Genomic DNA, 24895 nt, shown 5'->3' with positions numbered 1-24895 from the left:
CGAGAAAGTAAGGCAATAAAAAGCCCAGCGCTTGGCTGGGCTATTCTTACTAAAAAGAATTGTCGTCGGGGCTCGGCTCTAACTCTAATTGCTGCAAGGCGATGACTGCTTGAGTACGATTTTTCACGTTTAGTTTGCGGAAGATGGCGGTAACATGCGCCTTAATGGTGGCTTCTGAAACATTTAGCTCATAGGCTATTTGTTTGTTTAATAAGCCTTCATTAAGCATCACTAATACTTTATATTGCTGCGGCGTTAGGCTGGCTAAGCGTTCTGCCAGTGGGTCTTCTTCTACATGGTTAGCAAACGATATTCCTTCGGGGAACCAATCATCCCCTTCAATAATATGTTGAATAGCTGCAACCAACTGCTGCAAAGGTGTTGATTTAGGGATAAAGCCAGTAGCGCCAAGCTGTTTGGCTTTTTGCACTACACTGGTTTCTTCGCTGGCTGAGATCACCACAATAGGTAGATCTGGATATTGACCATGCAAGTGGGTAAACGCTGAAAAACCATTGGCTCCTGGCATTTTCAAGTCAAGCAACAGTAAGTCAGGTTCGCGCTGCAAATCAAGAAGCTTGAGTAAATCATTTACGTTTTCGGCTTCGAGTAATTGAGCATCGGGAACGGCAGTTTGTACTGCCTGCTGAAGAGCACTACGAAACAAAGGGTGGTCATCAGCAATAATGATCTTGTAGGTATCTTCCATAATGAGGGTCATCTGCCTTTTTTTTGAACATAGCACCAAGCAGACACGGTTTCAATTTGCTTACCGCTTAACTGTGAAGGCCGAGCAAAGTTCCCATGCCAAGCAGCGTTGTACCGCTAAATCGGTTCACCCATTGCTGATAGCGTTGTAGCTTAATTTGAACCTTATGATGCGACAATATTCGTACTAAAACATACCAAAGAACGGCCGTTTCTAATAACAGCGCGGCGCCTAAAATCAGCTTATGACTGAGCAGGGTTTCGCTACCAATAAATTGGCTGAATACACTCACCACAAATACCAAGATTTTGGGATTAAGTAAGTTGCAGGCAATGCCACTTAAGAGTACTTTTTTGTTGCCTTTAGGGTGCGGGTTGGCGGCTAAATCGAGTAGCTCTGAACGAGTAAATAGGGTTTTTAAGCCAAGAAATACCAGGAAACCAGCGCCGCTCCAACGAAGTATTTCAAACAGCATTGGTGATTGCTTAATAAGGATTGACAGCCCTGCAATGGCTAAACCAATATGAATACTGAATCCCAGTAACACCCCTAGAACACACCAAGCGGCTTGGCGTTTACCACTACTGGCATGACGTAATACCATCACCATATCGGGGCCTGGGCTTAGCATGCCTAATAGGTTAATCAGTAGTAATGCACTTAAGGCTTCTAACACGGGAGGTCCTTGAAAAATGAGAACAATCGAAAACTGGCGCTAGTCTAATCACTAAAGCTAACTATATATATGGAATTTTAGTGTTTGTTGGTATTCCAGTTTGGAATTTAATAAGGGCGAGGAAAAGTACGACGCTGGATTCATTAGTTATTGGATTTGTGATCAGGGTAAATAAATCACAAGGCTACATTGATATGGGTTAAAAATAGCCTAAAAGGTGAGTGTTAGGCTTTTAGGCAGTGACTCACTTGGTCACTGGTGCTTTTTAAAGCGACATCTAGTGGTACTCAGCGATAAGGATAAAACATGCAAGCAGCCTCGGTATCGATGAACAAATATATATTGTGGTTTTCGGTGGTGTACCTGTGTAGCTCTGTGCTGTTTGGTTTGGTCGTGTGGCACATGGAATTAGCGTCAAATAGCTGCTTGGGGATATTAAGTTTGATGCTAGCCGCCCTCGTCGTAGTTCAAGTTTTTGTTAAAGACCAAGGGCGCACCTTAAGCCGCGCTGAAATATGGCTGCTGAGTATCTACTCGTGGTTGGTGTCGGTGGTTATTTCTTTGGTCACTGTTGCGGCGGTATTTATTCACTCATTTTATCAAATATACGGCTTACTTTATTGGCTAGATATACGTGCAGAAGCATTGGCATGGTTAACCGAGTTGTCAATTGATTTACACGCGCTATACGCCATTATTACCCTGGTTTTGCTGCTGTTTTTTGGCGTCACGCGTTTAGCCTATGGCTTGGCGAATCTAGCCTTTAACAAACGCAACCCGTTATTGGGCGCGAACAGAGTGGCTGATAATAAATAGCGTGTAATAATGGTTAAGGCCTATTGAGGGTAGGGGCAATGCTTGCAGCCGTTGCCGCAACAGCTGCCACGCTTTAAGTGGTACCAAGCACTAAACACCATTAAGCCATCAACCATAGTGTAATCAATGTGCGCTTGTAAGGCTGTCTCGGCTTGATGATAACGGGCTGCTTGTTCAAGCATTTGTCGGTGCGGCGTGTTTGCTATTAGCTCCTGCAGCTTTTCACCCAGTTTTTTAGATAAACAGCTCGAACAATAACAGGCGCGTTGCTGTATATTGGCGCTTACCGGTAATAGTGCCGGCATGCTCATGCACCAGCAATCGATGTCGGCGCTGCAGGCTAGCTCTGTGCCACAGCTGGGGCAGTTTGAGGATAGTTGTTGGTTTTCTCTATTCCTGGTTTTACTCATACATTGCCCCTGGTTTTATTTACTGTTTATAAAAAACTGTTTTGCTGGCTGGCTTAAGCTAGGCATTACCATTCACCCGTTCTAAAAAGCCAGCGAAACCCGCAACCAGGAAGGATTAAACAAAGCATTATCGTAGTCTCTTAGCCATCAATCACTTAAGCCATTGCTTTATGGATCTGTTGTCTAAACCAACTATGAGCAGGATCATGATGATTGCGATGGTGCCAAATTAATGAATACTCAAAATCGTTGGCATCAAAAGGCAAGGCAACCATGGCCAATGGTCTTTGCTTCACCAGTTGCTGAGCAATCTTGGCTGGCAGGGTCAATATAAAGCGGGTCTCGCATAAAATTTGAACGGTCGCAGGATAAGAAGAAGCACTAAATTGAATTTGTCTCTGTAGGCCTTGTTTGGCCAAGTAGCGGTCAATATGTGAGTTTTTGTCAGCGCCAGTAGTAATAATAGCGTGGGGATAACGGCAGTAATCACTCACAGTAGCTTGCGGTAACGCTAAATAAGGGTGTTGCTTATGCATTAAACAAACGAGGTGATCGGTGCCTAAGGTAGTGGCATGTAATTCGGTGCTATCTTGTGGTGGTAAGGTCATGCCTAAGTCTACTTCACCACTGTGCAGCAAGCGGTTGGTAGTATGGTCCCAGTTGCAAAGTTCAATGTTCAGTTGGGGGGCTTGCTGATAAATTCCGCCTAATACTTTTGGTAGTAAGTGCTCGCTAACGTAGTCTGAGGTGGCAATACAAAAAGTACGTTGGCACAGGCTGGGCTCAAAAGCTTGTTGGTGCAACAAGTTTTCTACGGCGTCGAGTAAAGGGGCGACTTGCGCCTTAAGCTCTAAGCCTTTTGGCGTGGCTTGCAGTTGACCTTTTACTCTTACCAAGAGTGGGTCGCCAAACACTTCACGCAACTTGGCTAGGTGTTTACTCATCGCCGATTGGCTCAAGTGCATTTTTTCGGCTGCGCGAGTCACACTTTGTTCTTGCAAGAGGTAATAAAGGGCACTAAGCAGATTTAAATTAATTTTACCGAGCTGCATTTAGCGTTCCATTGGCGAGTTTTAGCCTAGCTTACTTGGCCTTAGCTACACTGTATAGCGCGCAGTGAAGATCTGTTATTTCACTCATCGTTATGTTTTTTTCTAATTGAGTTTTTTCACGTTAATTTTGCTTTGGTGAGCGCAATCACTGTTTTGTTTGTTAACAAGATTTTAACCTTCACTATTTTATAGCTTGGCTCCCGAAAGTGAATTTTCATAACTTCTGATCTGGAAAACATAATGATTATTAACTAGCCACATCGTTATGATGTAAGCGCTTACATATGGAAGTGATAAACAAATTTAGAAGTGAGAAATAGATGTTATTACTGAAAAAATTATCAATAACCCAATTGATTTTGGCAACCTTTTCACTGTTATGTATTGTTGTTCTCGCGCTAGGTTTAGTGGCATGGAAGCAAATGCAGCAGGCCGAGACAACGATGGGGGAAGTTATCACACAAGCTTTTCCATTAATGGAGCAAACCAACAAGCTCGACCGCAGTTTAGCGGCGGTTGACCAGGTTCTTAACCAAGCTATTCAAGAGCGTGACGGGCAACGAGTTAATCAGCTTATTCAAGATTATCAGCTGCGGGTGGCAGACTACCATGAGGCCGAAGCAGGCTTAGTGAATTGGCTAACAGAACACGGCGTTGAAAGTGAAAGCTTTAGCCAGGTTCAAGAGCAAAACCAAGCCCTCTTTGAAGATGCCGAAAGCTTATTGGAACTTCACCAAGATGTCATTTCTAGTAGCGCCTCATTAGCTGAGCGTACCGCCACTTTCCAAGGAATATCACTGCGAATCAACTTGTTATTAGGTCAGCAGTTTGATGAAAATGACACCGGTGTATTAAAGCTGATGTTAGAGGCGGTAACTAACGATTTATCGGCTATGCAATTGGCTACGATTAACGTCCTTAATTCTTCTGATCCCAGAGAAGTGTCGAAACTGATATCGGAAAACCGCGAGACCAAAGTATACGTTGAAGAAGACTTTGGCGAGTTTGCTATTGCTAAAGAGTTAAAAACCGCCAGCGGCGAACATGAGTTAGTAACCCAAGTTCCGTGGTTATTGGATGAGTTAACAGCCTTTGGCGGCTTACTAGGCCAATACCAACAGTATTTGATTAAGCAGTTTAAACTGATGAAGTTGAAAGATTCTATTTCTCAGCAACTTGATGCGGTACAGGCTAACTTAAATCTGCTCAACGCAGAAAGCCAGCAAGCTACCGAGCAACAGATTGAAGATGCTTCAGCGAGTATCTCAACGTTAATTAGTAGCGGCGCGATCGTGATTCCTCTCACGGTATTGTTTTGCCTCGTTATGGGACTGGTTATTCAGCAGTTAATTAAAGCGCCACTTAAACAAATTATCCTTACTTTAAAACATCTAGCCGAAGGAGATTTAAGCCAGCGTTGTGCCTACGAGAGTGGTAATGAATTTGGTTTACTGAGCAGCCAACTTAATCAGGTAATCAATCAGCAACGTGATACGGTAACGATGATTAGAGATAAAAGTGAAGCGCTAGGGCAGGCTTCTACAGTTAACCGCGAGCATGGTAACGAAATGCTCAAACAACTTGATGAGCAGCGCAGCCAATGTATTACCGTGTCGGCGGCTATGACAGAGATGGAGCAAGCCATTCAAGATGTGGCTCGCCGTGCTGAATCTGCAGCCCAAGGTATGCGAGAAATTGGCGATAGTACTCAGCAAGGGGTTACCTTAACTGAAAATGCTTTGGAGAATAATCAAACATTAGCCAGTAACATTGCTAGCTCAACAGATCGGGTGAAGCATGTTGTAGAGAGTAGTAATGCTATATTTGGCATCTTAGAAGTGATTGAAGGTATTACTCAGCAAACTAACTTATTAGCGCTAAATGCCGCCATTGAAGCGGCGCGTGCCGGTGAGCAAGGCCGAGGTTTTGCGGTAGTGGCCGATGAAGTAAGACAGCTAGCTCAGCGTACCGCTTCTTCTACCACTGAGATTCAAACTATGATCGGTGGTTTACAAGAAGATACTGAACTGGCCGTTAAAGAGATTGAATTATGTAACAAGAGTATGGAGTTAAATGCCAGTAATGTGACGGCGATTAATAGCCAAATTCTTGAGATAAATACCCATATAGAACGCTTGTCACTGTTAAACGAAGAGATTAGCGTGGCTACCAGTCAACAGCAAACGACAGCAGTAGATGTGTCTTGCAGTATGGAAACAATTTCTAGTGCGGCGCAGCAAAACTTAACCGTGGTAACTGAACTTAATCGCTCGAGTGATGATTTGGAAGCGGTTGCCAAAGAGCAAGTGGGCTTGGTGCAAGGTTTCAAATTTAGCTAGTGAGATGGGTTAATAAAAAAACCACCGATAGGTGGTTTTTTTATGTCTGTTATAAGCCGTTTAGTATGAGGTGAGCATTAAAAGCTTCTGCATTCATAAAGCCAGTGACCCTAGCTTGGTGCAACTCCTCGCCTGCGGCGTTAAACAGTAACAAAGTCGGTAAGCCTAGCACTTGGTAATGGCTAAGCAGTTTGATGGCGGTAGCGTTGGTTTTAGTGACATCGGCTTGCAACAACACCATTTCAGCTAATTGTGCCGCTACCACGGGATCATGAAAAGTTTCTTTTTCAAAGGCCTTACAAGCAGTGCACCAGTCTGCGTAGAAATCAACTAATACAGGTTTGCCTTGAGCGGCTGCGGCATCGAGCTGCTGTTGCATTTCTGCAAGGTTAGCGACTTGAATAAACTCACCCTGTTTTAGGTTTGCAGGGGGGCTAATTAGCGGCTGAACGACCCAAAACAAGGTCAGCGCCATGATGGCGAGCAAGCAGAGTTGACGAACGGTTTGCCAAGCACTTAAGAGCGTTAGTCGGTTTTGGTGGTAGTAGTAAGCACTTGCACCTATTATTAGGAGAGCCCAAAGTGCGCGAACCAACAGCTCTGAGATAAAGCGCTCAAGCAATATAATGGCGACGGCTAATAACATCACCCCAAAGAAGCTTTTTACATGTTCCATCCACACGCCAGCTTTAGGTAACAAGCGGCCACTGCTCGCCCCAAGCATCAATAAGGGTAAGCCCATGCCCAAACTCAAGCTGTATAAGGTGATTGCGCCTAGTGCGATGTTACCGCTTTGGGCTACATAAATGAGTACGCCCGATAAGGGCGCTGCCGTACATGGTGAGGCTACCAAGCCTGAAATCATGCCCATAATGGCCGCTCCAGACATCGAACCAGTTTGTTGCTGGTTACTGATCCCGTTAAGTTTTTGTTGAATAGAGCTCGGCAGCTGCAGCGTAAATACCCCAAACATTGATAAGGCTAACATAACAAACAGGAGTGCTAGACTGGCCAAGATGACCGGATGTTGTAAGGCCGCTTGAAACTGTAAACCGGCGCTAGCAACGACTAGGCCCAGTGCAGTAAAAGTGAGAGCCATACCTTGAACGTAGGCCATCGACAAACTAAATGCGCGCTTGCTGCTGAGCTGTTTACCCGAGCCGGTGATGATGCCCGTGAGTATCGGGTACATAGGAAATACACAAGGGGTGAACGCTAAACCAATACCTAGCGCAAAAAACAACAATGTATTTAACCACATGTTGTTATTGGTAAGGCGATCAGCCAGCACCCATTGCTGGCTGATAGGCACTGAGTCGACATTTTTTTGTTGATTAGTGGCGGGGGCTTCGGCCGTATCTACAAGCTTATTGGCGTCGTCAGAGACCGTTAGGAATACTTGTTTGGTTTCGGGTGGGTAGCACAGGCCTGCCTTAGCGCATCCTTGGTAGCTGACTTCGATTTGGTTGGCGTTATCAAGCAGCGACAAGGGAATAGCGAATGTGATGTCCTCAGGGTAAATCGTCACTTCGCCAAAGTAGGGGTCATTATAAGGCTGCCCTGGCGGTAAGTAAGTGCTTAGCTCAATTGCTTGTTGATTGACCGTGATGATGAACTGCTGTTGGTATAAGTAATATTGGTCAGCGACTTGCCAGCTTAAATTTAGTTGCTGGTCTTGTTCTAGATAGTTAAAAACAAATGCGCTATCTACCGGCAAAAAATCAGCCACGTTGCTGCTAGGAGAAGTGTTTAAACCGGGCAGTTGATCTAATAGGTTTTCCGCCTGAGCACTTAGGCTTAAGCTTAAGGCAAATAGTAATGTAAAAATTGGTTTAGCCATGTGAGGTTTTCACTCGCTCCTTGTTTCAATTGACAGCGCAATAGCGTCAAGACATCTCTAGGGATATTACTGCTGCAAATAACACTGTAATGGATTTAACCACCGAAAAAGAGTGTTAATCTGCAATTACCGCTCTTCACTGGTGTCGATTTTGTCTTACCAGCGATAGATAGACCCGAGTTGTGGCAAAATGTTAACACAAGCTGCGCGTTTTTTTTAAGCGGCGGAGCAGCAAAGCGCTGAGCTGAGTCCATACTAAAGACGTTAGGTATTACACACTAGGGTTTGAAGAGATATAGAGGCTGATTATTTGTGCAGCAATTGGATTTAGACCTTTAAATTTGCTAGCAAAGCCCTCATATTTTAGTCTTAGTTGATGAAGCATTTATTACGCTTCGCCATTACCAGAGGATTTACGCCTTGTTTTTATATGTATTTTTATTATTTGCGGGCCTGTCATACGCTGAAATTTATGTGTTAATTCAGGTGGGTAGCCAAATGGGAGCGCTAAGCGCAATTGCTCTCACTATCTTAACCGCCTTGGTCGGAGCATCGTTAGTTCGTAGCCAAGGGTTACAAACAGCATTTCAAGCTCGTACCGCCATGGAGCGAGGCGAAACGCCAGCTCAGCAAATGATTGAAGGCTTAATGCTAATTGTTGCTGGTGCAATGTTAGTGATGCCAGGTTTTATCACAGACTTTTTTGGTTTAATGATCCTATTACCGCCACTACGCGCTTTGCTCGCCTCCCGCGTTTTAAAGTCACAAATGTTGAAAATGCAATCGGTGAAATTTCAAACGCCACCAGGTGCTGGAGCTGATGTTAAAGATGCTAACCCTCTTAAAGGAGGAAACGTAGAAGATAAGCCCGGTAACACCATTGAAGGTGAGTTTGAAAGAAAGGACGACTAAAACGAAAAAAGAAGGGCATGCGCCCTTCTTTTTTAGAAAGTTATCTTTCTTTTAGTGTTTGGTGGTAACCACTCGAGGGTTTAAGCCCTTACTCGTAGACAGAAAAGAATCAAACTCGTCGGAGCGAAGATGTTCTTCAGCTTCTTTAAAACTACCTTGAAATGGTAAGTAAACCGTTTTTTCTTTAGTAAGAAATCCGCTTAAACGCTCAAATGCAATATAGATCTGCTGCATGCTAAGATGCTCCCGCTGTTACGCTAAATAGAACCAATCTTCTGTTATCAGCTTGTTGCCGATTTGTTGGTATATTTATCTTGTTAGACCAGTAAGTGTGATCCTGCTCAAATCTTTATTTGGTTTCAAGTCTTTTTTGTAAAATTTGCTACTGAAAATGTTTTCATTTTGATATTGGGTAAGTTTTTGAGATAAAAAACTGAAAATTTTTTGCTCTGCCCCCTTGTATGCGCCTGTAATGACCCCCATCTTATTTGCAAGATTAAGTTTGTAACCGTCGGTTACAGACCTATAAATGAAACTAGATTGTTTTTTTAAGGAGAGATGGCAATGAATATCCGTCCGTTGCATGACCGCGTTATCATCAAACGTAAAGATCAAGAAAGTAAATCAGCTGGTGGCATCGTGCTTACAGGCTCTGCAGCAGAAAAATCAACCCGTGGCGAAGTTCTCGCTGTAGGTAAAGGTCGTATGCTTGAAAACGGTACGCTACAAGCGCTAGACGTTAAAGTGGGCGATACCGTTGTATTCAATGAAGGATACGGCACCAAAACTGAGAAAGTTGACGGTGAAGAAGTACTGATCATGTCTGAATCAGACATTCTGGCAATTGTAGAATAATCTCCCTTTTTCTTAATAAAGAAAAAGCTGAACACATTTTAGGAAAAAATCATGGCAGCTAAAGACGTATTATTTGGTAATGATTCTCGCGGCAAAATGTTAGCCGGCGTAAATGTTCTAGCAGACGCAGTAAAAGTAACGCTGGGCCCTAAAGGCCGCAATGTAGTGCTAGACAAATCTTTCGGCGCACCGACTATCACTAAAGATGGTGTATCTGTGGCGAAAGAAATTGAACTTGAAGACAAGTTTGAAAACATGGGCGCGCAAATGGTGAAAGAAGTTGCTTCTCAAGCCAACGAAGCCGCCGGTGACGGAACAACTACCGCAACTGTATTGGCTCAAGCCATTGTAAGCGAAGGCCTTAAGGCAGTAGCTGCAGGCATGAACCCAATGGATCTTAAGCGCGGTATCGACAAAGCGGTAATCGCAGCAGTAGAAGAACTTAAAGGTTTGTCTGCACCGTGTGCTGACACTACAGCCATTGCTCAAGTAGGTACTATTTCTGCTAACTCTGATGCCACCGTGGGTAACATCATTGCAGAAGCAATGGAAAAAGTAGGCAAAGAAGGCGTAATTACTGTTGAAGAAGGCCAAGCGCTAACTGATGAGTTAGACGTAGTTGAAGGTATGCAGTTTGATCGCGGTTACCTATCTCCTTACTTCATCAACAACCAAGAGAATGGCACGGTTGAATTAGACAACCCATTCATTTTATTGGCGGACAAAAAAATCTCTAACATCCGTGAACTACTTCCTTTGCTAGAAGCGCTAGCTAAAGCAGGTAAGCCTTTGCTAATTGTTGCTGAAGATGTTGAAGGCGAAGCCTTAGCAACATTGGTAGTAAACAACATGCGCGGTATTGTTAAAGTATCTGCAGTTAAAGCGCCTGGTTTTGGCGACCGTCGTAAAGCCATGTTACAAGACATTGCTATTCTAACGAACGGCACTGTTATCTCTGAAGAAGTTGGCCTAGAGCTAGAAAAAGCGACTTTAGAAGATTTGGGTACTGCTAAGCGTGTTGTTATTTCTAAAGACAACACCACCATCATTGATGGCGTGGGTGAAGAAGCTGCGATTCAAGGTCGCGTAACGCAAATTCGTCAACAAATCGAAGATACCTCTTCTGATTATGACAAAGAAAAACTTCAAGAGCGCGTAGCTAAACTAGCTGGCGGTGTAGCGGTGATTAAAGTTGGCGCTGCAACTGAAGTTGAAATGAAAGAGAAGAAAGACCGCGTAGAAGATGCACTAAACGCAACTCGCGCCGCGGTTGAAGAAGGCGTAGTGGCCGGTGGTGGTGTTGCACTAGTACGAGCAGCCGCTAAAGTGACTGAGCTACAAGGTGATAACGAAGACCAAAACGTAGGTATTCGCGTAGCCCTTCGCGCTATGGAAGCTCCGCTTCGCCAAATCGTAACTAACGCAGGCGAAGAAGCCTCTGTGGTTGCTAACAAGGTGAAAGAAGGTACTGGTAGCTTTGGTTACAATGCTGGCACTGGTGTATACGGTGACATGCTAGAGATGGGTATTCTTGACCCAACTAAAGTAACCCGTTCAGCGCTTCAGTTTGCTGGCTCGGTAGCTGGTTTGATGATCACGACTGAATGTATGATCACTGATAAGCCTGAAGATAAAGCTGCTGGTGGCGCCCCTGATATGGGCGGTATGGGCGGTATGGGTGGTATGGGTGGCATGGGCGGCATGATGTAAGCCTCCCCTAACCATTTCATAGAAACCCATAAGGTTTCAGAAGGTCCGTAAGGTATTGCTTTACGGACCTTTTTTTATGATCGTATTTTTCAGGATGTGTCATGTGATGTCATAAAGCGTCAAAATTGGTGGGGTATAACGTGGGGTACGGCCTGTAGCGAGCTTTACTTTTTTTTGATATATTTGAAGTTGTACCCCATTTTATACCCCAGGAGGACCATGGATTATGGCGCTTACAGCATTAGAGGTTAAGTCGATATCTTGCCCAGCGGGTAGAGATAGCATAAAGAAACATGACGCTAATGGATTGTTTCTATTAACTAAATCTAGTGGTTCTAAGCTTTGGAGATTACGCTACAAATACGCCAACAAGCATCAAGAAATGGCGTTAGGGAAATACCCCATTGTTTCTTTATCTGAAGCAAGGGATTTAGTTAAGAGGGCTCATTTATTGTTAGCCCAAGGCGTCAATCCGATGGATGAACGACGTGAAGCTAAAAAGAAGGCGAACTCACCAGAAAAAGCGTTTGAATGGGTTGCTATGCAGTGGTGGGAAAATCAAAAAGCAGGGTGGTCAGAAGATCATGCGAAAAGAATTAAGCGCTGGCTAACGAAAGATGCTACAGAAATTGGTCATTTAGCTCTTGATGATATTGATGCTGCTCATATAACAAATTTAATGCTCTCTATTGAAGCTGCGGGATCCCCAAAGAAAGCTCCGATGATTTTATCTATAATAAAGAGAGTCTTCGCTTATGGTTTATCTCATCGATTAACTAGCAATAATCCTACACAAGGTATATCGCTAAGGGACATTATCGCACCTTTACCAAAAGTTCAGCACCGCGCTGCTATCACCGGCAAAAAAGAGCTGGCCGCGTTAATAAGAGATATTGATCAAGACCGTTCTAGCGGGTACTGCACAATAGAGGCTCTCCGACTCATTCCAAGGTTGTTCTTAAGACCAAAAGAGATCCGATTTCTAAGATGGGAGAATGTTGATTTAGAAAATAGAATCATTCGAATTCCTGCCCAAGATATGAAGTGTGACAGAGAACATTTAGTTCCCCTTGCAAAGCAGGTGGTGAAACACTTTGAGAGTATAAAATCAGTCACTGGTTACTCAAAGTTTGTGTTCCCAAGCGAGTTGGATAGTAATAAACCTATTAGCAAAAATGTATTGGGAAATCGGCTTAGAACACTAGGTTACTCCCCTGATATTATGTCTGCTCATGGCTTTAGGAGCACAGCATCAACATTACTGCACGAGCAGGGGTGGAAACATGACGTTGTTGAAGTGCAACTTGCTCATCTAATCGGCTCGGCTACTGCCAGAGCGTATAACCGTGCATTGTATTTGAAGAAGAGAAAAAAAATGATGCAGAAATGGGCGGATTACTTAGATTCACTCAAATAACCCGATGTCTGGTAAATCCTAAGAACTCTCGGCACTTTCCGGGTTCTAAGAAACGGTTAACCGTAACTCGAAATTGCCCCAAAACGCGTTAGGCCTTCTTGCGAACAGCAAAATTTCCCACTGCTCTTTCCATACCAAAACTAATGGTTTTGAATCTGATTTTACGAGCCAAGTTTAATCGCCAACTAGAATGCATAAGCGCCTTGATGCTCTTTTAATAAGTCATCTATTTTGCAGCTTGAACCAAGCCCTCTAAGGGGCTTTTGACGCCCGTGGTATGACGACCGATAACATGCGTGTAAATCTCAGTCGTTGTTACATCCTGATGGCCAAGTAATTCTTGTATAGTTCTTAAATCCGTCCCTTGTTCTAATAAGTGGGTGGCAAAGCTGTGCCTAAAGGTATGGCAACTTGCAGGCTTATTTATACCGGCATTACGCACGGCTTTGGTGACTGCTTTTTGGAAAACACTATGATGAATATGATGGCGTTTGAGCTCACCTGTTCTAGCGTCGATACACAGGCGAGTCGACGGAAACAAAAACTGCCAAGAAAACGACCGTTGAGAATGTGGATACTTACGGCCTAACGCGTAAGGCATCGTCGTTCCAGCATAATTTAGACTCATATCGTGGGCAAAAACACTTTTGCTCTGGAGAATGTTATCGAGAAGCTTTGGGATCAAGTTAGGGGGTAACAAAGTCACGCGATCTTTATTTCCTTTGCCTTGTCGTACGGTGATTGTATTTTGATCAAAATCTAAGTCTTTAATCCGTAATCTCAAGCATTCACTGAGTCTTAGTCCCGACCCGTAAAGCAGTGAAGCCATGATCTGATAATCCGCGGGTAAATTCGAAATCACTTGGTTCACTTCACCTCGAGTAAAAACTACGGGAATTTTGACTCGTTTTTTCGCGCGTTTCGCCTGAATTCCAATCATTTCGATACGTAGAACTTTGTTATAGAGAAACATTAAGGCATTAAACGCGATGTTTTGAGTAGCCGGAGCGACCTGCCTATCGACCGCTAGGTGAGTTAGAAATCGTTCAATATCAGCAGCTCCGAGCTTTGCTGGGTGCTGCTTGTGATTAAAATACAAAAAACGCTTTATCCAATGCCAATAGGTTTGCTCGGTGCGAATACTGTAATGGTGCTGATAAATCGTATTTCTAAATCGCTGCTGGAGCCGCAATGGTGTGTTTGACATGTCGCGCACTTTTAAGCTGTATATATATACAGTGTTTGTGGTTTCGTTTGCGTCATTTGTCAAAGTAATCAATGATAGAAATGGATCGACGATTGATTGATTCCAAGTAAAAAACTAAGGTAGACAATGGGTTAATATCAAATCATAAATTGATGAGCGAACGTGATGAAGATCATGTTTTTTGTGATAGGACGCGCGCTCATTGAATGGGATAGACCGCACGTGCGGCCTACTTAGCGTTAGCCGTCAGGAATTAATCAGAGAGAGTTGTATAGCAATGAGTGTTATTGAAACAGTATTTTGGGGTGCTATCTCAGGTATCTTAACAACCACAGTTTTATGGCTCTTTAGTTTATTGGTAAAAAAGGCTTTTATTCCTTGGTATCAAGAGCTTATTTATAAAGGTGTGGATTTAAGAGGAACTTGGAAATACAGCATCCAATATGATAATGAAGTCACATATTCATGTCAGCTAGATCTTAAGCAGAGTGCTCACAGAGTCTATGGGCTTGGTTCTATGCGAGTTGAGAATAGCGATAATGATTATATCCAGAACCTTACTATTGAAGGTGAAACTTGGGAGGGCTTCTTAATCGTAAAAATGCGTAGTACATCGAACTCATCTTTATCGTTTGTATCTGGACTATTTAAAATCGAAGAACGTGGTGGGAAATTAACCGGCTCATGGGCTTATAGAGGGCGCCAAGAAACAGTCCGTCATGAACAGTTAAGTTTCGAGCGTGTAAACGGCTAACAAATGCTTTAAATCTGATTCGTAAACGCGTGCCCAACTGCTAACGCTCAAACATGGCACACATTCACTCACAGTTTAAGCGGGCGTTAAGTTTCAGGAGTATTAAATGACACCGCAGGAAATTTCTGAAGCTGTAAATATGGCAATCGAATCTAAAAGCCTTCTACCCATATGGACGTATATCTTATTAATTTTGCTTCCTTTGTTTGGGGCCTACCTAGGTGCATATGTAAAAAAGAAAGCTGAGGGAAAGGTTTTAGACGAAGACTTCAAGAAAACACTTGATCGTATTGAAAAACAAGTAAATTCAGTCAAGGCAATCGAAGAACGGATTTCCCATGTCTATTTAGAAGAACGGGAAATATCAAGAATAAAACGAGAGAAGATTGAGCTAATCTACGAATATGTAGATAAAGAGGTTTCACTACTTAGTACCAATTTGTCTACCGCTTTGGCATGTATGGATCGAGATACGATTTATCCAACTAATAAGACTCAGATGCTTATCTCATTGTACTTTAAAGAGGAAATGCAAAGAGAGCTAGACTTCTATCTAGAGCAACGAAAGCCGCTTCTTACTCATATCAGAAAACTAGAGCAGGCAAACTATGAGCGCAACAATCAACAGCGCTCAATGGCAGAAAACATGCAAACTTTTGAATATGGCAATCGGCTAGCTCAAAACTTAAATCAGGCACGCGTCAATATTGAGTTGGCGCTTGAAGAACAAATGAAAAACTTAACAAAAAGCTCAAGCAAGGACGCCGCAAGCGGCGCCGCTTAGCTTGGCGTTAGGACAACAGAGGTAATATGAACATTCGAGCTAGAAAAATTCTTGAATCAGCGGTCGATTATATGAAAGCTGCGAATGTGTTGAATACTTCATCTGTACAACACCCTACATTACTCTTACCTAGCCAAGTAAATGCTGCACTGTCACTTGAACTTTATTTCAAAAGCTTGTATCAGCTCATCTTTGCAGAAGACTTTAAAGTTAAAGGAAATCATTCCCATGACTTTTACAAAATTTACAAAGCGCTGCCCGATGAAATGCGTAATCGAATGAATGACAATTTTGATAGCTTAGTTAAGGCGCGTGATAATAGTGACATTAAAAAACTCAAGGCGGAGTCTAAAGTGAATGTATCACTGAAATTAGAACCAGTTATTCAAAACTGGAGTGGGGTCTTTACGAAAATGAGGTATGTTTATGAAGATCACAGAGGTAGTTATGTGATGATACTCTTTCCTGAAATCGCAAAAGTAGTTGGCATGGAAATCTATGCGATTGACCGCGAGATATTGTCCTAACAAACTGCTCAACAGGATTAACAAACGTTTGGCATTTTTGGTTCAATTAGCTTTAGTGTTTACGGTGGTAATTTTAGCTAAGTGGTTATGTTTGTTAACCTATTAGCAGAGCGTTAGCTTCTTGTTTGAGTATCGGAGTTTATGAAAAGTTATAGATGGACTTGTAATTCATGCCACGCACCTAATGAGCCAACAGATTCACATTGTATGAAATGTGGTTGCTCTGCTACTGCTAGCGCGGAAGAAATCGAGGAGCATCAAAAGCCGGAAAAGTATCGTCGAAACAAGAGCGTTCACAATAGTAAAAAGTCATTGATGCCTTTGATGTTCTCACCTTATTTCTTGGCAATTTATATTTATAACGGGCACTTTGAATCAATGCTGTTCTTTTTGCTATTTGTAATGCTTTGTGTGTTCAGCAACATCAAGCTGCTAATGTTCATTGCAAAAGATAAGCCCGCTGTACTTACGCTAACTACGCTTTCAACATTGCTACTTACCGTAATTATTATTAGGTTGTATCTCATTCCCGACAGTGAAAGTGGTGTTGGTTGGGGTTTAATGGCGTACTTTGGTGTTGCAACCGCTGCGTTGATCTACATAGCTAAGAACAAGCACCTTAACCTGCTCTTAGAAAGATTTTACGCAAAAAGCTAACAAGCGCATCAAGTCGCCAAGCAAGCTTGGCTGGGACACCAAAACTACGCGGCGATTAGTTTTGGTGCTTCGCCCAAGTTTAAACCAATCGCCGCTACGTTTTGTTGCCCCTTATGCGGGCGTTGATATGATCCCCACTGTCAACACGCACGAGTCTATTCCTACCGATTAACACCGGCATAGAAAACCTGAATGAGGGACCCTTGGCAAGTAAGTGTCGGCGGTTGACCTTGCTGATATTCGCGAGTTGGTTATCGCATTACTTGTTTGCGCCTTTGGAGCCTTGCCTCAGTCTAGGTACGCGAGTTCACATCGCTTAACGCCCTCGAGGGTTGCTCTCACCGCTGCCGCCGGTCTTACTCATTCAAGTTGTTTTAACCTGTTAGCTTGTTTCTATTTCTACCCTATATGTTGGCTTTGTGGGTCAAAGCGTTGGGCAATATCCCTGATGTAACCTAGTAGCTCTCTGGCAACAGCCGTAACCACTTTGTTGTGTTCTTTGCCACGGTGTTTGAGTTGGGCAAAGCGTCGGCATAAGCGTTGTTGGGCTTGCCACGAACGCTGCTGTAAATTCAGTGATTGGTGTTGTTGGCGTATTTGTAACTCTCGCGAGACTTTGGGCGCAAAGCGATATGCCCAGGCGGCTTCGATTAGTATTCGCCTTGCATGGGTATTGCCACACTTAGTAATACCGCCTTGTTTTTGCCTGTTACCACTGGAGTATTCCGATGGGGGTTAAGCCCACAAAATTCATTAGTGAACGCGGGTTAGCAAAGCGGCGCATGTCACCCAGCTCTGCTACTAAGGTAATGGCCGATAAGAAGCGTATGCCACGCAATACCGTTAGGTATTGAACTAGCGGATACCAAGACCAGTCTTGAGCAATCACTTGTAGCTCTTGCTCAAGGTGTTGCAGCTGCTCATAACGCTCGGTAACAATGTTGATGTAGTGCTGAAAGGTGAGTTTTTTAGCAGGCTCTAAGAAATGAATATCAGCTAAGTGCCGCTTGTAGGCCTCATTCCATACTTGGCGACCCGTACAAGGGTGGCCATTGCGTAATAAGAACAATTTTAAACGCTGACGCGCTTGGCGACAATCGAGCATGGCGTCTTCACGACAACGGATTAAATCTCTGACCGCTTCATTATCAGCATTGGGGACATGAATAGAATGAACTAATCCCGCTCGCGCCATTCTCGCTAAAGCGATGGCATCGCGCCTGTCGGTTTTTACTTTATCACTGGGCGCTTTAGGGATAAGGGCGGGAGCCACTACCCAACATTCAATACCGTGTTTCACTAAATGACGATAAAGCCAAAACCCACACGGCCCTGCTTCATAAACTAAACAAAGATGAGTAGCCAAGTCTTTGTATTTTTTGATAAGTTTGTTGATAGAACGAATGTTGGTGGGAATGGTGCCGTGGAACACAGGCTCATCTCTCGAATTATCAACACAATAAGCGACATCTGTGGTTTCTTTGTGAACATCTAGTCCAATAAAAAACGTGCTAGATTTAGACATGTCGATCTCCTGTTCTGTTAAGACTTTGCATCTAACAGTGTGGCTCTAGTTTGACTAACCCACGATAAACGCAGGAGGTCGGCACTTTCACCAGGGGATCATTATGTCTAGGCAAATTTGGAGAGTGTTAACCGTGAATGATTTTGGTAAAACGGCAACTGGTCTATCTAAAAACCCGCTAGGGATTATCGCTTTAGCGTTTGTATTTGTTTATGGAATAGCTGGAATATTTACATCTCAAACTAATCTTAATAACAGTTTACTTATAGTTCTTGTCATATTTTTAGTTCTATTTCCATGCTTGGTGTTATTTGTGTTCTATTTGTTGGTAACTAAGCACCACACTAAATTATATGCACCTTCTGATTATACTGATGAAAACAATTTCATTAAAACGCTAGAAAGCAAAGTAAGCCACTTGGAAGACATCACCGCTAAAATTAATGATCTCATTAATAATCAACCTTTGTATCGTTATACAAAATTAAAAGAAGCAGGTAAGTTACTAGTCTTAGCATCTTATACTGCACCATCGTTCGACTTTTTTGCGTTTGCGGAGTCACGCAAAATAGAAAAACAAGAAATCATGGAGCAGTCTAAAGCTATTTGTGATTACGGGTGGTGCACTATAGATGGGAATCTGCTGAAAATCACAGATAAAGGTTTGAGTGAAATAGGCACATTTCAAGATATTTGCTACGGTCGAATGAGTTAATTGCCTAACAAGGCACTAAGCGGACTACCGATAGAACCGCCCGTTTACGGATGGTATTGGCCTGAAAGTGTCGTTGCCAACCCACTTGCTGTGCCACTAAACCTAACCACCACAAAATAATGTCAGCCAGTAAAGCTATCAGCAGCAGTACGTCATAGCGGCGTGGACATCGTGAGCGACTGTGGCGTAAGCCAAAACCGTATTGTGGGCTTTTTAAGTCTCGGAAGGTTTCTTCTATTTGCATCCGTTTGGCATATAACTTCGTCACTTGTATCGCATTAAAGAGTTCGGGCGGTAAATTGGTGGCGAGTACCCAAGGTTCTTTGGCTGAGCGGTGATACAGCTTCTTGGCCGAGTGATTGTTACCTGAGCGACGAGAGCGTTTATCTTTACGGTGCTTATCCTTGGATTTAAATACATATAAGTGACAGGGCATGGGCTTCTTGCGGGCGATTTGCACCGCACCTATGTAATGCGCTTTACAGCTTGCCGAATCATACAAGGTTTTAGTCAGCGCCCATTGGTCACTGAGCTGATAACAGACCTCGCCACGTAGCCTACCCAACCAATACCAGCCATAAGAGGCTACTTCTCTAAACCAGGTATTGCGATACCCCGCATCCGTAACTATCAACGGTGTACAGCCCTGAGGCAACACGCTGGCGAGTTCAAATAAGAACTGATTATGACTACGTGGTGCATTGTAATCTTTGAACTCGAAGGTGCGTTCATACAAGGTAATAGAGCGCCCTTTAATAGAGATTGATGCTCGTAAGGTCATCATGCGTAATTGCTCACGCACATCAGCCCAATCTACTAGCACCACTGGCATGGGATTCGCCCCGCAAATCTGCCGAGCATGCCATTGGTATATCGCTAAACGTTCACTATTTAAATGATGATTAGCGAGCAAGCGGTCCATGCGTTTAATGCAGTGTTTAGGTGAGACCCTGCTGGTAATATTGCGCCCGAGTTCAGTGAGAGACAATTTGTCGCCATCCAAGAGTGATGTAGTGGCAACCATCAGAGAGTTAAGGCGTTTTTTGTGAATATTAGGGCATAGCTCAATAAGCATTTGGTGTAGAATTTGAATTTCGCGCATCCCGACTGCCTCCGTGCAGGGTTAGATAGGATTTGTTTTTGGCGAAATTAATTAGATCAAACAACGGGGTGCGCGTCTACTATATTGAATTTCCAAGGAATTATTAGGGGATTCGCTAGAGTGCGGCGTTAGTGTATTGGTGAAGTATGGTTAATAATAAGCTAAGTCAATATCAGGTAGATTCATTAAACTCACTTCTTCAAATGTCGAAGAAAGAGTTTACTCATCTAATTAAAAACATGGAGTATCAACTAAATGGGCTTGGGCAACTGCCAATAGATGAAAGCGGATCGATTCAATTGACTCAAAATCCGGCAAATTACCCTCTAGAGATGCGTGAACTTTTTGACGATATAGTTAAGTCTACCCAAAGACTTCGCGATTTAGTCGCAAGGCATGACGCAAAATCGGATCGAGCTTTGCAAATAGGCGCCAACGACTTGGGTTTAAAGCCATGTAAAATTGATTCTCAAGGTTTTAAGCATTTTGACTGTATATCAGCTGTGGACTTCCTAGACGCGTTAAATGATAAAACGGAGTTAGAGTCTGAGTATCATGCTCGCTTTGTCAAAGCAAAATCTCAAAATATTGTAGAAAAAATATTCAACGCATGGACTTTTGCATGCTTAGAAAAATCTAGTGATGACATCAAGCTTTCTAACTCTGATGTTTTTATTAATGTAGTGGCAATTGTTACTAGTTGGGATGTTGAGTTATCAAGGAAAAACGTTGGGAACTTCCTTAAACGTAGGAGGGAAAGTTGTTGAATTTTAAGTTGTGTAACTTTCCTTAGCTCTGAACTCAAATGACGCTAACATTTACCCATCAACTCAGGGGGTCAAAATGTATATAGAGTCTGTTCAATTGCTGTTGTCTACATCAACAACTAATTTAGTATTAATCTTAGCAATTTTGTTCTTGGTTACTGTCAATAGGCTCATGTGATCATACACTTAACAAAGCAATCAAGTCGGATCACAATTTGCTCTGCTACGCGCCGCAAATTTCCGGTGATGCGAGGCGTTAACTCCGATCTAACCGTACTGAATCTAATCCGAACCACCGATATTTGAGCTAATAACGTAACACGCTTTTGTCCAAAAGAAAGTTAACAACCAATCCTATGTGCTGTTAACTTTCTATGGAACGTTTTTGTAGTGATGAAAGTAACGGCTAGACGCGTCCTAGATCTTTCCGCCACTGCTCAACTTCCTCCTTTTTCCAGGCAATTCGTCGTGCGGATAAACGTACTGGTTTCGGAAACTTGTTTGCACGGTATAGACGGTAGATTGTTGAATAACTCAAACCTGTTTCTTCAACTACCTGTATTTTGTTTAGCAATGAACCATAGGGAGTTATAGTCATGTAGCTCTCCATTTTTTGTGTACTCCCTACTTATCAGTTTAATGTTTTTAGCAAATCTGCAATTATTTATATACCGTTTAGGAATATAAAACCTATTTTTTATATCTATTCGTGCGGTGATTTTCGCGCTTGTCTCTAACTTTGTTTGTCGGTTTATTTGATCCGCTACATGTGTCTTCCTAGGCTTGCATCACCAATATCAGCAGGTGTGTATTTTAGGTATACCCAAGTGACCACATTTGTCAGATGTCTACTTTCGTATTCAATAGGGTGGATATAACGTTTTGAATACAAACGTTTCATTCACTCTAGAGTTAATTGAATACAGGAGAGGGTATGTTAGGCCAGAATATTGGATATACACGAGTAAGCACTGCAGAGCAGTCAACCTTAAGGCAGTTGCATGGGTTACAGCTGGATATTGTTTTTGAGGACAATATTTCTGGCTCTGTTAAACAGCGGCCTGGTTTAGATAGTTTGCTGGCGCACATTCGAACTGGGGACGTTGTTCACGTTCATGACATTTCACGTTTAGCTAGAAATACTGGGCATTTGCTCTCCCTCGTCGAGCTATTCCTATCTAAAGGGGTATCACTACATTTCCACAGGGAAAATTTAGTCTTTACCGCTGATAGTTCCAGCCCTATGAACCAACTTCTACTCACCCTATTAGGCGCTATTTATCAATTTGAACGCGCCATGATTCGAGAACGGCAAGCCGAGGGTATAGCTCTCGCCAAAATGCGCGGCGTGTATAAAGGAAGGAAGAGCACGATCGACAAGGATAAAATTAAGCAGTGTCGCGATATGGGGTTAAGCTATCGCGATATAGCTAGGGAGCTGGATATCAGTTTATCTAGTGTGCAGCGAGCCTTGAAAAAGCCATAGCATCATGGTGTTCCTCTAACCCACTCTGAAATTTATGAGCCTCAGCGCAAAGGGCTGTAAAGGCTGAATTTCTCTTCAAAGAAAATATTTTTGAGTAAACGTGATAATTGAACCAAAAAGTTTAGCTATATAAGGTTGGTCTTTTTTTCCTCGGCAGCAAATTTGTCAGACATTCAGCTCTTGGTTTAATGGCTGGGCACTAAATCAACCGAGGAAATATGATGTTTTCAAATTTAGAAGTTGCTTTACTTGCCGCATGGCTTGAAGGCAACGACCCTGTTGCGCAAGATATTGCGTCAATGCTTGATCCATATGTTATCTACAAATTACCTAAGAAGTATTTAGAATCAATTACACCTTTTCCAGATATCGATGTGTTCAATTATATCGTTGAAATTATTAGTGAAAAGGTGAGGTTGGAGCTGGCTCGCCATCCTAAATTGAATCGAAATATTTCTTCAAATTAATGAGCGTAACAATAAGGGCTGCTGGGCGGCCCTTGTGTTTTCTCAGCCGAATTATTCAGGAGAACTCTCTATCTACAGGAGGCGTTTTTGAGTAATTCCAGAAAAAATCAAAAAAACTAGAGATTCAGTAAAAAAGGTTAAGCTATATCTGTTGCCATTCAAAAAAATAATTAGGTAACAGTATGAGTATTAATCACAAATTAACCGCCAACGTAACACTACTAAAAGACGAGCCAGTAAAACTTCTCTGTGAAGATAACAGCATTAACGACATCATTTACTCCATCGGATTAGCCCTACCACTTGAAGCAACTGACCTTGCACAACGCTTTGTGCATGTAAACGTCATTAAATCTAAACACTTGAGCCGGACACTCTGGCCTCTCGAGTCACCAGTCAGTATTTGTTTTGCTAAATACAATGACTTCTCAATAGTGGCTCATGAGATTGAGCGAGATAAGGACTATATTACAGAACAATTACGCCTAAAAGCTTTGCTTCAGTCACTGCTAGCACTACCGATAGCAGTGAAAAATCGCTCAAAAACAATTATCACGATGTATATTTTTCTTCTCCGTACAATAGGGAGTGAGCAATTAGCAATTATTTTTGATGAACCGTTTTCTATCTCTTTACTTGGGAAAATCTCAACCATTCCTGATGCAACCCTACGTCGACTAGTGAAGCATCAGCGCTTTAATCATGTCTTGCTCGAATCTTTACAACCCTTTGCTAAATCACTTAAAGCTATTACTAGTAAAGGAAAGTCTTTATCGCAGAATTTTATAGATGAACCGATTGATGACGAGCCTGAAGAGCAGGGCAGGATAAGCGGCTCAAGAGAATTGATTATAGGAGACGATGAGCATGAGTAACGCGCAACATCATATTCATCCAGATTCAATAGCTTCTGCTTTTAGGGGCACTTTTCTACAGCTAGAAAGTGCCCTGGATACTGAATTACTGGGCATTTTTGCCGTGTCGCTTTGCACTGGCCTTACGCTTCACCAACTAAGGACGTCTTCGCTTTCGATAGAGGGAGGAGAGGAAGGTAACGCTTTTGAGCTGCTCGTTACTTTCCCGCTGCCCAAACTGAAAATTGCACCTGAGCTGGTGGAATTCGTAGATGCTAGCTCAGCGCTTCGATTTTATTTGCCGAGCGTGGTTGTGCTTCAGCTAACCGCTGATTTAGAGACGCCATGGAGGGCAAATGATGTTGTTAAAGAGGCGAATAAACTGCTCAAATCTGTTGGCGTTCATCGCTCTGCAACTCCGGCTCGTTTGGCTAAAAAAGTCAGGGAGTTGATTTACAGGAAAAATGAAGGGGTTCTAGTTAAGGCATCGCTGACTCAGGCGCATTACTGTCACGAATCCAATGGTTCTTTTTTCAAACAACATTATTTGGCGTTAAGCCATTTATTAAATGAGTATCAAATTAACTTTAATCATCCTGTGGAATTAACGTCAGGATCTCAATTAGACTCATTTGCAGGCAGCAATGGCATAATGCAACTAGAAGAGGTGTCTAGTGTATTAAAGGATTTATGGCGAGAAGCCGCTGATGCATCGGATACATTTGCGCACTGCGCAAGTCTGCAAAACCGATACTTACTGCATAATGCGCTAGCGCGTCGCGCCATGTTGGTGTTTTGCTTAGCTACGTGTACTCGACATTTGAGACGAAAAGCGCCGACCATCAATGATTTTGATATTCAGAACGCGCGTGTCGCTATACTCAACAAATCCTCTGAAATTCCATATCGAATGTTGCCAATTGGCTCGCTGTTAGGCAGTGTTCTTGATGAATATTGTCAGTATTTAAATCTGTATTCGAATGATGATTTTATCGCTTCAGTGTTAAACGGCGAGAGAACGTTGTTTTTCACTTATGAACAAAGTCATACGCAGACATTACTGACGATGAAGGAGCTCAATGCTTTCTTATTTAATGGTAAAAAGGTCAATCAAAACTGGCCGCGCAAAACCGTTGTCAATTGGCTGTTTAGGCGGTTTAGTGAACCTGATGTGGCTGCGTATGTCGAACATGATAGAGAGCACCCCTGCCCGGTAGTGCTACACGCTATTGCTCATTCAGTTAACGTGTTGCTGAATACACTGATTAAATGACGACGCCGTATGAGTTATTTCATCGAGAGTTAATAGAGTCG

General features: G+C 42.8%; 26 protein-coding genes and 1 pseudogene. 16 read left to right on the top strand and 11 right to left on the bottom strand.

Features of this window, described 5'->3' with window-relative positions:
- Nucleotides 1-49 precede the first annotated feature (49 nt).
- Complete coding sequence (locus M0C34_RS18030) at nt 50-712, bottom strand: response regulator (protein WP_371923140.1); 663 nt, start codon at nt 710-712, stop codon at nt 50-52.
- A 64-nt stretch (nt 713-776) separates the two neighbouring features.
- Nucleotides 777-1385: a LysE family translocator gene (locus M0C34_RS18025; protein ID WP_248713045.1), complete on the bottom strand. Its 609-nt coding sequence runs from the start codon at nt 1383-1385 to the stop codon at nt 777-779.
- Between the two features lie 306 nt (nt 1386-1691).
- On the opposite strand from M0C34_RS18025, the gene M0C34_RS18020 reads away from it, so the two are divergent.
- The gene (locus M0C34_RS18020; protein ID WP_248713044.1) at nt 1692-2201 is read left to right on the top strand and encodes an ABZJ_00895 family protein; all 510 of its coding nucleotides are present in this window, start codon (nt 1692-1694) and stop codon (nt 2199-2201) included.
- 20 nt (nt 2202-2221) lie between these two features.
- Here the strand turns inward: M0C34_RS18020 and M0C34_RS18015 are convergent, their stop codons facing one another.
- Entirely contained in the window at nt 2222-2611 is a 390-nt protein-coding gene (locus tag M0C34_RS18015; RefSeq protein WP_248713043.1) for a C1orf53 family protein, read from the bottom strand.
- Between the two features lie 155 nt (nt 2612-2766).
- Nucleotides 2767-3663 carry a LysR family transcriptional regulator gene (locus M0C34_RS18010; protein WP_248713042.1) on the bottom strand — a complete coding sequence of 299 codons (897 nt, stop codon included), beginning with the start codon at nt 3661-3663 and terminating at the stop codon, nt 2767-2769.
- Between the two features lie 320 nt (nt 3664-3983).
- On the opposite strand from M0C34_RS18010, the gene M0C34_RS18005 reads away from it, so the two are divergent.
- Nucleotides 3984-6002 (top strand): methyl-accepting chemotaxis protein, encoded by a 2019-nt coding sequence (locus tag M0C34_RS18005; protein ID WP_248713041.1) that lies wholly within the window; start codon nt 3984-3986, stop codon nt 6000-6002.
- Nucleotides 6003-6051: 49 nt separating this feature from the next.
- Here the strand turns inward: M0C34_RS18005 and M0C34_RS18000 are convergent, their stop codons facing one another.
- A complete protein-coding gene (locus M0C34_RS18000; RefSeq protein WP_248713040.1) occupies nt 6052-7842 on the bottom strand; it encodes a protein-disulfide reductase DsbD in 1791 nt (596 codons plus the stop codon).
- Nucleotides 7843-8262: 420 nt separating this feature from the next.
- On the opposite strand from M0C34_RS18000, the gene M0C34_RS17995 reads away from it, so the two are divergent.
- Nucleotides 8263-8754 (top strand): FxsA family protein, encoded by a 492-nt coding sequence (locus M0C34_RS17995; protein WP_248713039.1) that lies wholly within the window; start codon nt 8263-8265, stop codon nt 8752-8754.
- 51 nt (nt 8755-8805) lie between these two features.
- Here M0C34_RS17995 and M0C34_RS17990 read toward each other — a convergent pair whose 3' ends face one another.
- Nucleotides 8806-8988 carry a hypothetical protein gene (locus M0C34_RS17990; RefSeq protein WP_248713038.1) on the bottom strand — a complete coding sequence of 61 codons (183 nt, stop codon included), beginning with the start codon at nt 8986-8988 and terminating at the stop codon, nt 8806-8808.
- Nucleotides 8989-9318: 330 nt separating this feature from the next.
- Between M0C34_RS17990 and M0C34_RS17985 the strand changes: the two genes are divergently transcribed.
- The 3 genes from M0C34_RS17985 to M0C34_RS17975 all read left to right on the top strand — a co-directional run bounded on the left by M0C34_RS17985 (nt 9319) and on the right by M0C34_RS17975 (nt 12736).
- Entirely contained in the window at nt 9319-9609 is a 291-nt protein-coding gene (locus tag M0C34_RS17985; RefSeq protein ID WP_248713037.1) for a co-chaperone GroES, read from the top strand.
- Nucleotides 9610-9660: 51 nt separating this feature from the next.
- Complete coding sequence (gene groL / locus M0C34_RS17980) at nt 9661-11319, top strand: chaperonin GroEL (RefSeq protein ID WP_248713036.1); 1659 nt, start codon at nt 9661-9663, stop codon at nt 11317-11319.
- A 226-nt stretch (nt 11320-11545) separates the two neighbouring features.
- Complete coding sequence (locus M0C34_RS17975; RefSeq protein WP_248713035.1) at nt 11546-12736, top strand: tyrosine-type recombinase/integrase; 1191 nt, start codon at nt 11546-11548, stop codon at nt 12734-12736.
- Nucleotides 12737-12962: 226 nt separating this feature from the next.
- On the opposite strand, the gene M0C34_RS17970 is transcribed toward M0C34_RS17975, so the two are convergent.
- Nucleotides 12963-13943, bottom strand: a complete 981-nt coding sequence (locus M0C34_RS17970) for an integron integrase (RefSeq protein WP_248713034.1) — start codon at nt 13941-13943, stop codon at nt 12963-12965.
- 277 nt (nt 13944-14220) lie between these two features.
- On the opposite strand from M0C34_RS17970, the gene M0C34_RS17965 reads away from it, so the two are divergent.
- The 4 genes from M0C34_RS17965 to M0C34_RS17950 all read left to right on the top strand — a co-directional run bounded on the left by M0C34_RS17965 (nt 14221) and on the right by M0C34_RS17950 (nt 16665).
- Nucleotides 14221-14697: a hypothetical protein gene (locus M0C34_RS17965; protein WP_248713033.1), complete on the top strand. Its 477-nt coding sequence runs from the start codon at nt 14221-14223 to the stop codon at nt 14695-14697.
- A gap of 106 nt (nt 14698-14803) precedes the next feature.
- Complete coding sequence (locus tag M0C34_RS17960) at nt 14804-15481, top strand: hypothetical protein (protein WP_248713032.1); 678 nt, start codon at nt 14804-14806, stop codon at nt 15479-15481.
- 26 nt (nt 15482-15507) lie between these two features.
- Nucleotides 15508-16008 (top strand): hypothetical protein, encoded by a 501-nt coding sequence (locus M0C34_RS17955; protein WP_248713031.1) that lies wholly within the window; start codon nt 15508-15510, stop codon nt 16006-16008.
- 141 nt (nt 16009-16149) lie between these two features.
- Nucleotides 16150-16665 carry a zinc finger Ran-binding domain-containing protein gene (locus tag M0C34_RS17950; protein ID WP_248713030.1) on the top strand — a complete coding sequence of 172 codons (516 nt, stop codon included), beginning with the start codon at nt 16150-16152 and terminating at the stop codon, nt 16663-16665.
- A gap of 399 nt (nt 16666-17064) precedes the next feature.
- Here the strand turns inward: M0C34_RS17950 and M0C34_RS21330 are convergent, their stop codons facing one another.
- On the bottom strand, nt 17065-17355 hold the full coding sequence (locus M0C34_RS21330; protein WP_371923139.1) for a hypothetical protein: 291 nt from the start codon (nt 17353-17355) through the stop codon (nt 17065-17067).
- A 19-nt stretch (nt 17356-17374) separates the two neighbouring features.
- Nucleotides 17375-18190, bottom strand: coding sequence for an IS110 family RNA-guided transposase (locus M0C34_RS17945; RefSeq protein ID WP_248713029.1), 816 nt, complete (start codon nt 18188-18190; stop codon nt 17375-17377).
- A gap of 103 nt (nt 18191-18293) precedes the next feature.
- Between M0C34_RS17945 and M0C34_RS17940 the strand changes: the two genes are divergently transcribed.
- On the top strand, nt 18294-18905 hold the full coding sequence (locus M0C34_RS17940) for a hypothetical protein (protein WP_248713028.1): 612 nt from the start codon (nt 18294-18296) through the stop codon (nt 18903-18905).
- A 16-nt stretch (nt 18906-18921) separates the two neighbouring features.
- On the opposite strand, the pseudogene M0C34_RS17935 reads toward M0C34_RS17940, so the two are convergent.
- Nucleotides 18922-20007 (bottom strand): annotated as a pseudogene (locus M0C34_RS17935) (IS4 family transposase); the annotation flags it as partial.
- 146 nt (nt 20008-20153) lie between these two features.
- Here M0C34_RS17935 and M0C34_RS17930 point away from each other — a divergent pair.
- A complete protein-coding gene (locus tag M0C34_RS17930; RefSeq protein WP_248713027.1) occupies nt 20154-20774 on the top strand; it encodes a hypothetical protein in 621 nt (206 codons plus the stop codon).
- Nucleotides 20775-21180: 406 nt separating this feature from the next.
- Here the strand turns inward: M0C34_RS17930 and M0C34_RS21325 are convergent, their stop codons facing one another.
- Nucleotides 21181-21372, bottom strand: a complete 192-nt coding sequence (locus M0C34_RS21325; RefSeq protein WP_371923090.1) for a helix-turn-helix transcriptional regulator — start codon at nt 21370-21372, stop codon at nt 21181-21183.
- A 336-nt stretch (nt 21373-21708) separates the two neighbouring features.
- On the opposite strand from M0C34_RS21325, the gene M0C34_RS17925 reads away from it, so the two are divergent.
- The 4 genes from M0C34_RS17925 to M0C34_RS17910 all read left to right on the top strand — a co-directional run bounded on the left by M0C34_RS17925 (nt 21709) and on the right by M0C34_RS17910 (nt 24854).
- Nucleotides 21709-22260, top strand: a complete 552-nt coding sequence (locus M0C34_RS17925) for a recombinase family protein (RefSeq protein ID WP_248713026.1) — start codon at nt 21709-21711, stop codon at nt 22258-22260.
- A 218-nt stretch (nt 22261-22478) separates the two neighbouring features.
- Nucleotides 22479-22727 carry a hypothetical protein gene (locus M0C34_RS17920; RefSeq protein WP_248713025.1) on the top strand — a complete coding sequence of 83 codons (249 nt, stop codon included), beginning with the start codon at nt 22479-22481 and terminating at the stop codon, nt 22725-22727.
- A 182-nt stretch (nt 22728-22909) separates the two neighbouring features.
- Entirely contained in the window at nt 22910-23602 is a 693-nt protein-coding gene (locus tag M0C34_RS17915) for a hypothetical protein (RefSeq protein ID WP_248713024.1), read from the top strand.
- Nucleotides 23595-24854 (top strand): hypothetical protein, encoded by a 1260-nt coding sequence (locus M0C34_RS17910; protein ID WP_248713023.1) that lies wholly within the window; start codon nt 23595-23597, stop codon nt 24852-24854. Before M0C34_RS17915 ends, M0C34_RS17910 begins: the two co-directional genes overlap by 8 nt.
- The last annotated feature ends 41 nt before the right edge of the window (nt 24855-24895 follow it).

The sequence above is a fragment of the Agarivorans sp. TSD2052 genome, assembly GCF_023238625.1.
Taxonomy (GTDB): domain Bacteria; phylum Pseudomonadota; class Gammaproteobacteria; order Enterobacterales; family Celerinatantimonadaceae; genus Agarivorans.
The sequence above is the reverse complement of the archived record's forward strand: the minus strand, read 5'-3'. Positions and strand labels throughout refer to the sequence as shown.

Bases quoted from the DNA above. Each gene is read 5' to 3' on its own strand.
- M0C34_RS18020 (WP_248713044.1), top strand. From the start codon at position 1,692: ATGCAAGCAGCCTCGGTATCGATGAACAAATATATATTGTGGTTTTCG.
- M0C34_RS18015 (WP_248713043.1), bottom strand. From the start codon at position 2,611: ATGAGTAAAACCAGGAATAGAGAAAACCAACAACTATCCTCAAACTGC.
- M0C34_RS18010 (WP_248713042.1), bottom strand. From the start codon at position 3,663: ATGCAGCTCGGTAAAATTAATTTAAATCTGCTTAGTGCCCTTTATTAC.
- M0C34_RS18005 (WP_248713041.1), top strand. From the start codon at position 3,984: ATGTTATTACTGAAAAAATTATCAATAACCCAATTGATTTTGGCAACC.
- M0C34_RS18000 (WP_248713040.1), bottom strand. From the start codon at position 7,842: ATGGCTAAACCAATTTTTACATTACTATTTGCCTTAAGCTTAAGCCTA.
- M0C34_RS17990 (WP_248713038.1), bottom strand. From the start codon at position 8,988: ATGCAGCAGATCTATATTGCATTTGAGCGTTTAAGCGGATTTCTTACT.
- M0C34_RS17985 (WP_248713037.1), top strand. From the start codon at position 9,319: ATGAATATCCGTCCGTTGCATGACCGCGTTATCATCAAACGTAAAGAT.
- groL (WP_248713036.1), top strand. From the start codon at position 9,661: ATGGCAGCTAAAGACGTATTATTTGGTAATGATTCTCGCGGCAAAATG.
- M0C34_RS17975 (WP_248713035.1), top strand. From the start codon at position 11,546: ATGGCGCTTACAGCATTAGAGGTTAAGTCGATATCTTGCCCAGCGGGT.
- M0C34_RS17970 (WP_248713034.1), bottom strand. From the start codon at position 13,943: ATGTCAAACACACCATTGCGGCTCCAGCAGCGATTTAGAAATACGATT.
- M0C34_RS17965 (WP_248713033.1), top strand. From the start codon at position 14,221: ATGAGTGTTATTGAAACAGTATTTTGGGGTGCTATCTCAGGTATCTTA.
- M0C34_RS17960 (WP_248713032.1), top strand. From the start codon at position 14,804: ATGACACCGCAGGAAATTTCTGAAGCTGTAAATATGGCAATCGAATCT.
- M0C34_RS17955 (WP_248713031.1), top strand. From the start codon at position 15,508: ATGAACATTCGAGCTAGAAAAATTCTTGAATCAGCGGTCGATTATATG.
- M0C34_RS17950 (WP_248713030.1), top strand. From the start codon at position 16,150: ATGAAAAGTTATAGATGGACTTGTAATTCATGCCACGCACCTAATGAG.
- M0C34_RS17945 (WP_248713029.1), bottom strand. From the start codon at position 18,190: ATGTCTAAATCTAGCACGTTTTTTATTGGACTAGATGTTCACAAAGAA.
- M0C34_RS17940 (WP_248713028.1), top strand. From the start codon at position 18,294: ATGTCTAGGCAAATTTGGAGAGTGTTAACCGTGAATGATTTTGGTAAA.
- M0C34_RS17930 (WP_248713027.1), top strand. From the start codon at position 20,154: ATGGTTAATAATAAGCTAAGTCAATATCAGGTAGATTCATTAAACTCA.
- M0C34_RS21325 (WP_371923090.1), bottom strand. From the start codon at position 21,372: ATGACTATAACTCCCTATGGTTCATTGCTAAACAAAATACAGGTAGTT.
- M0C34_RS17925 (WP_248713026.1), top strand. From the start codon at position 21,709: ATGTTAGGCCAGAATATTGGATATACACGAGTAAGCACTGCAGAGCAG.
- M0C34_RS17920 (WP_248713025.1), top strand. From the start codon at position 22,479: ATGATGTTTTCAAATTTAGAAGTTGCTTTACTTGCCGCATGGCTTGAA.
- M0C34_RS17915 (WP_248713024.1), top strand. From the start codon at position 22,910: ATGAGTATTAATCACAAATTAACCGCCAACGTAACACTACTAAAAGAC.
- M0C34_RS17910 (WP_248713023.1), top strand. From the start codon at position 23,595: ATGAGTAACGCGCAACATCATATTCATCCAGATTCAATAGCTTCTGCT.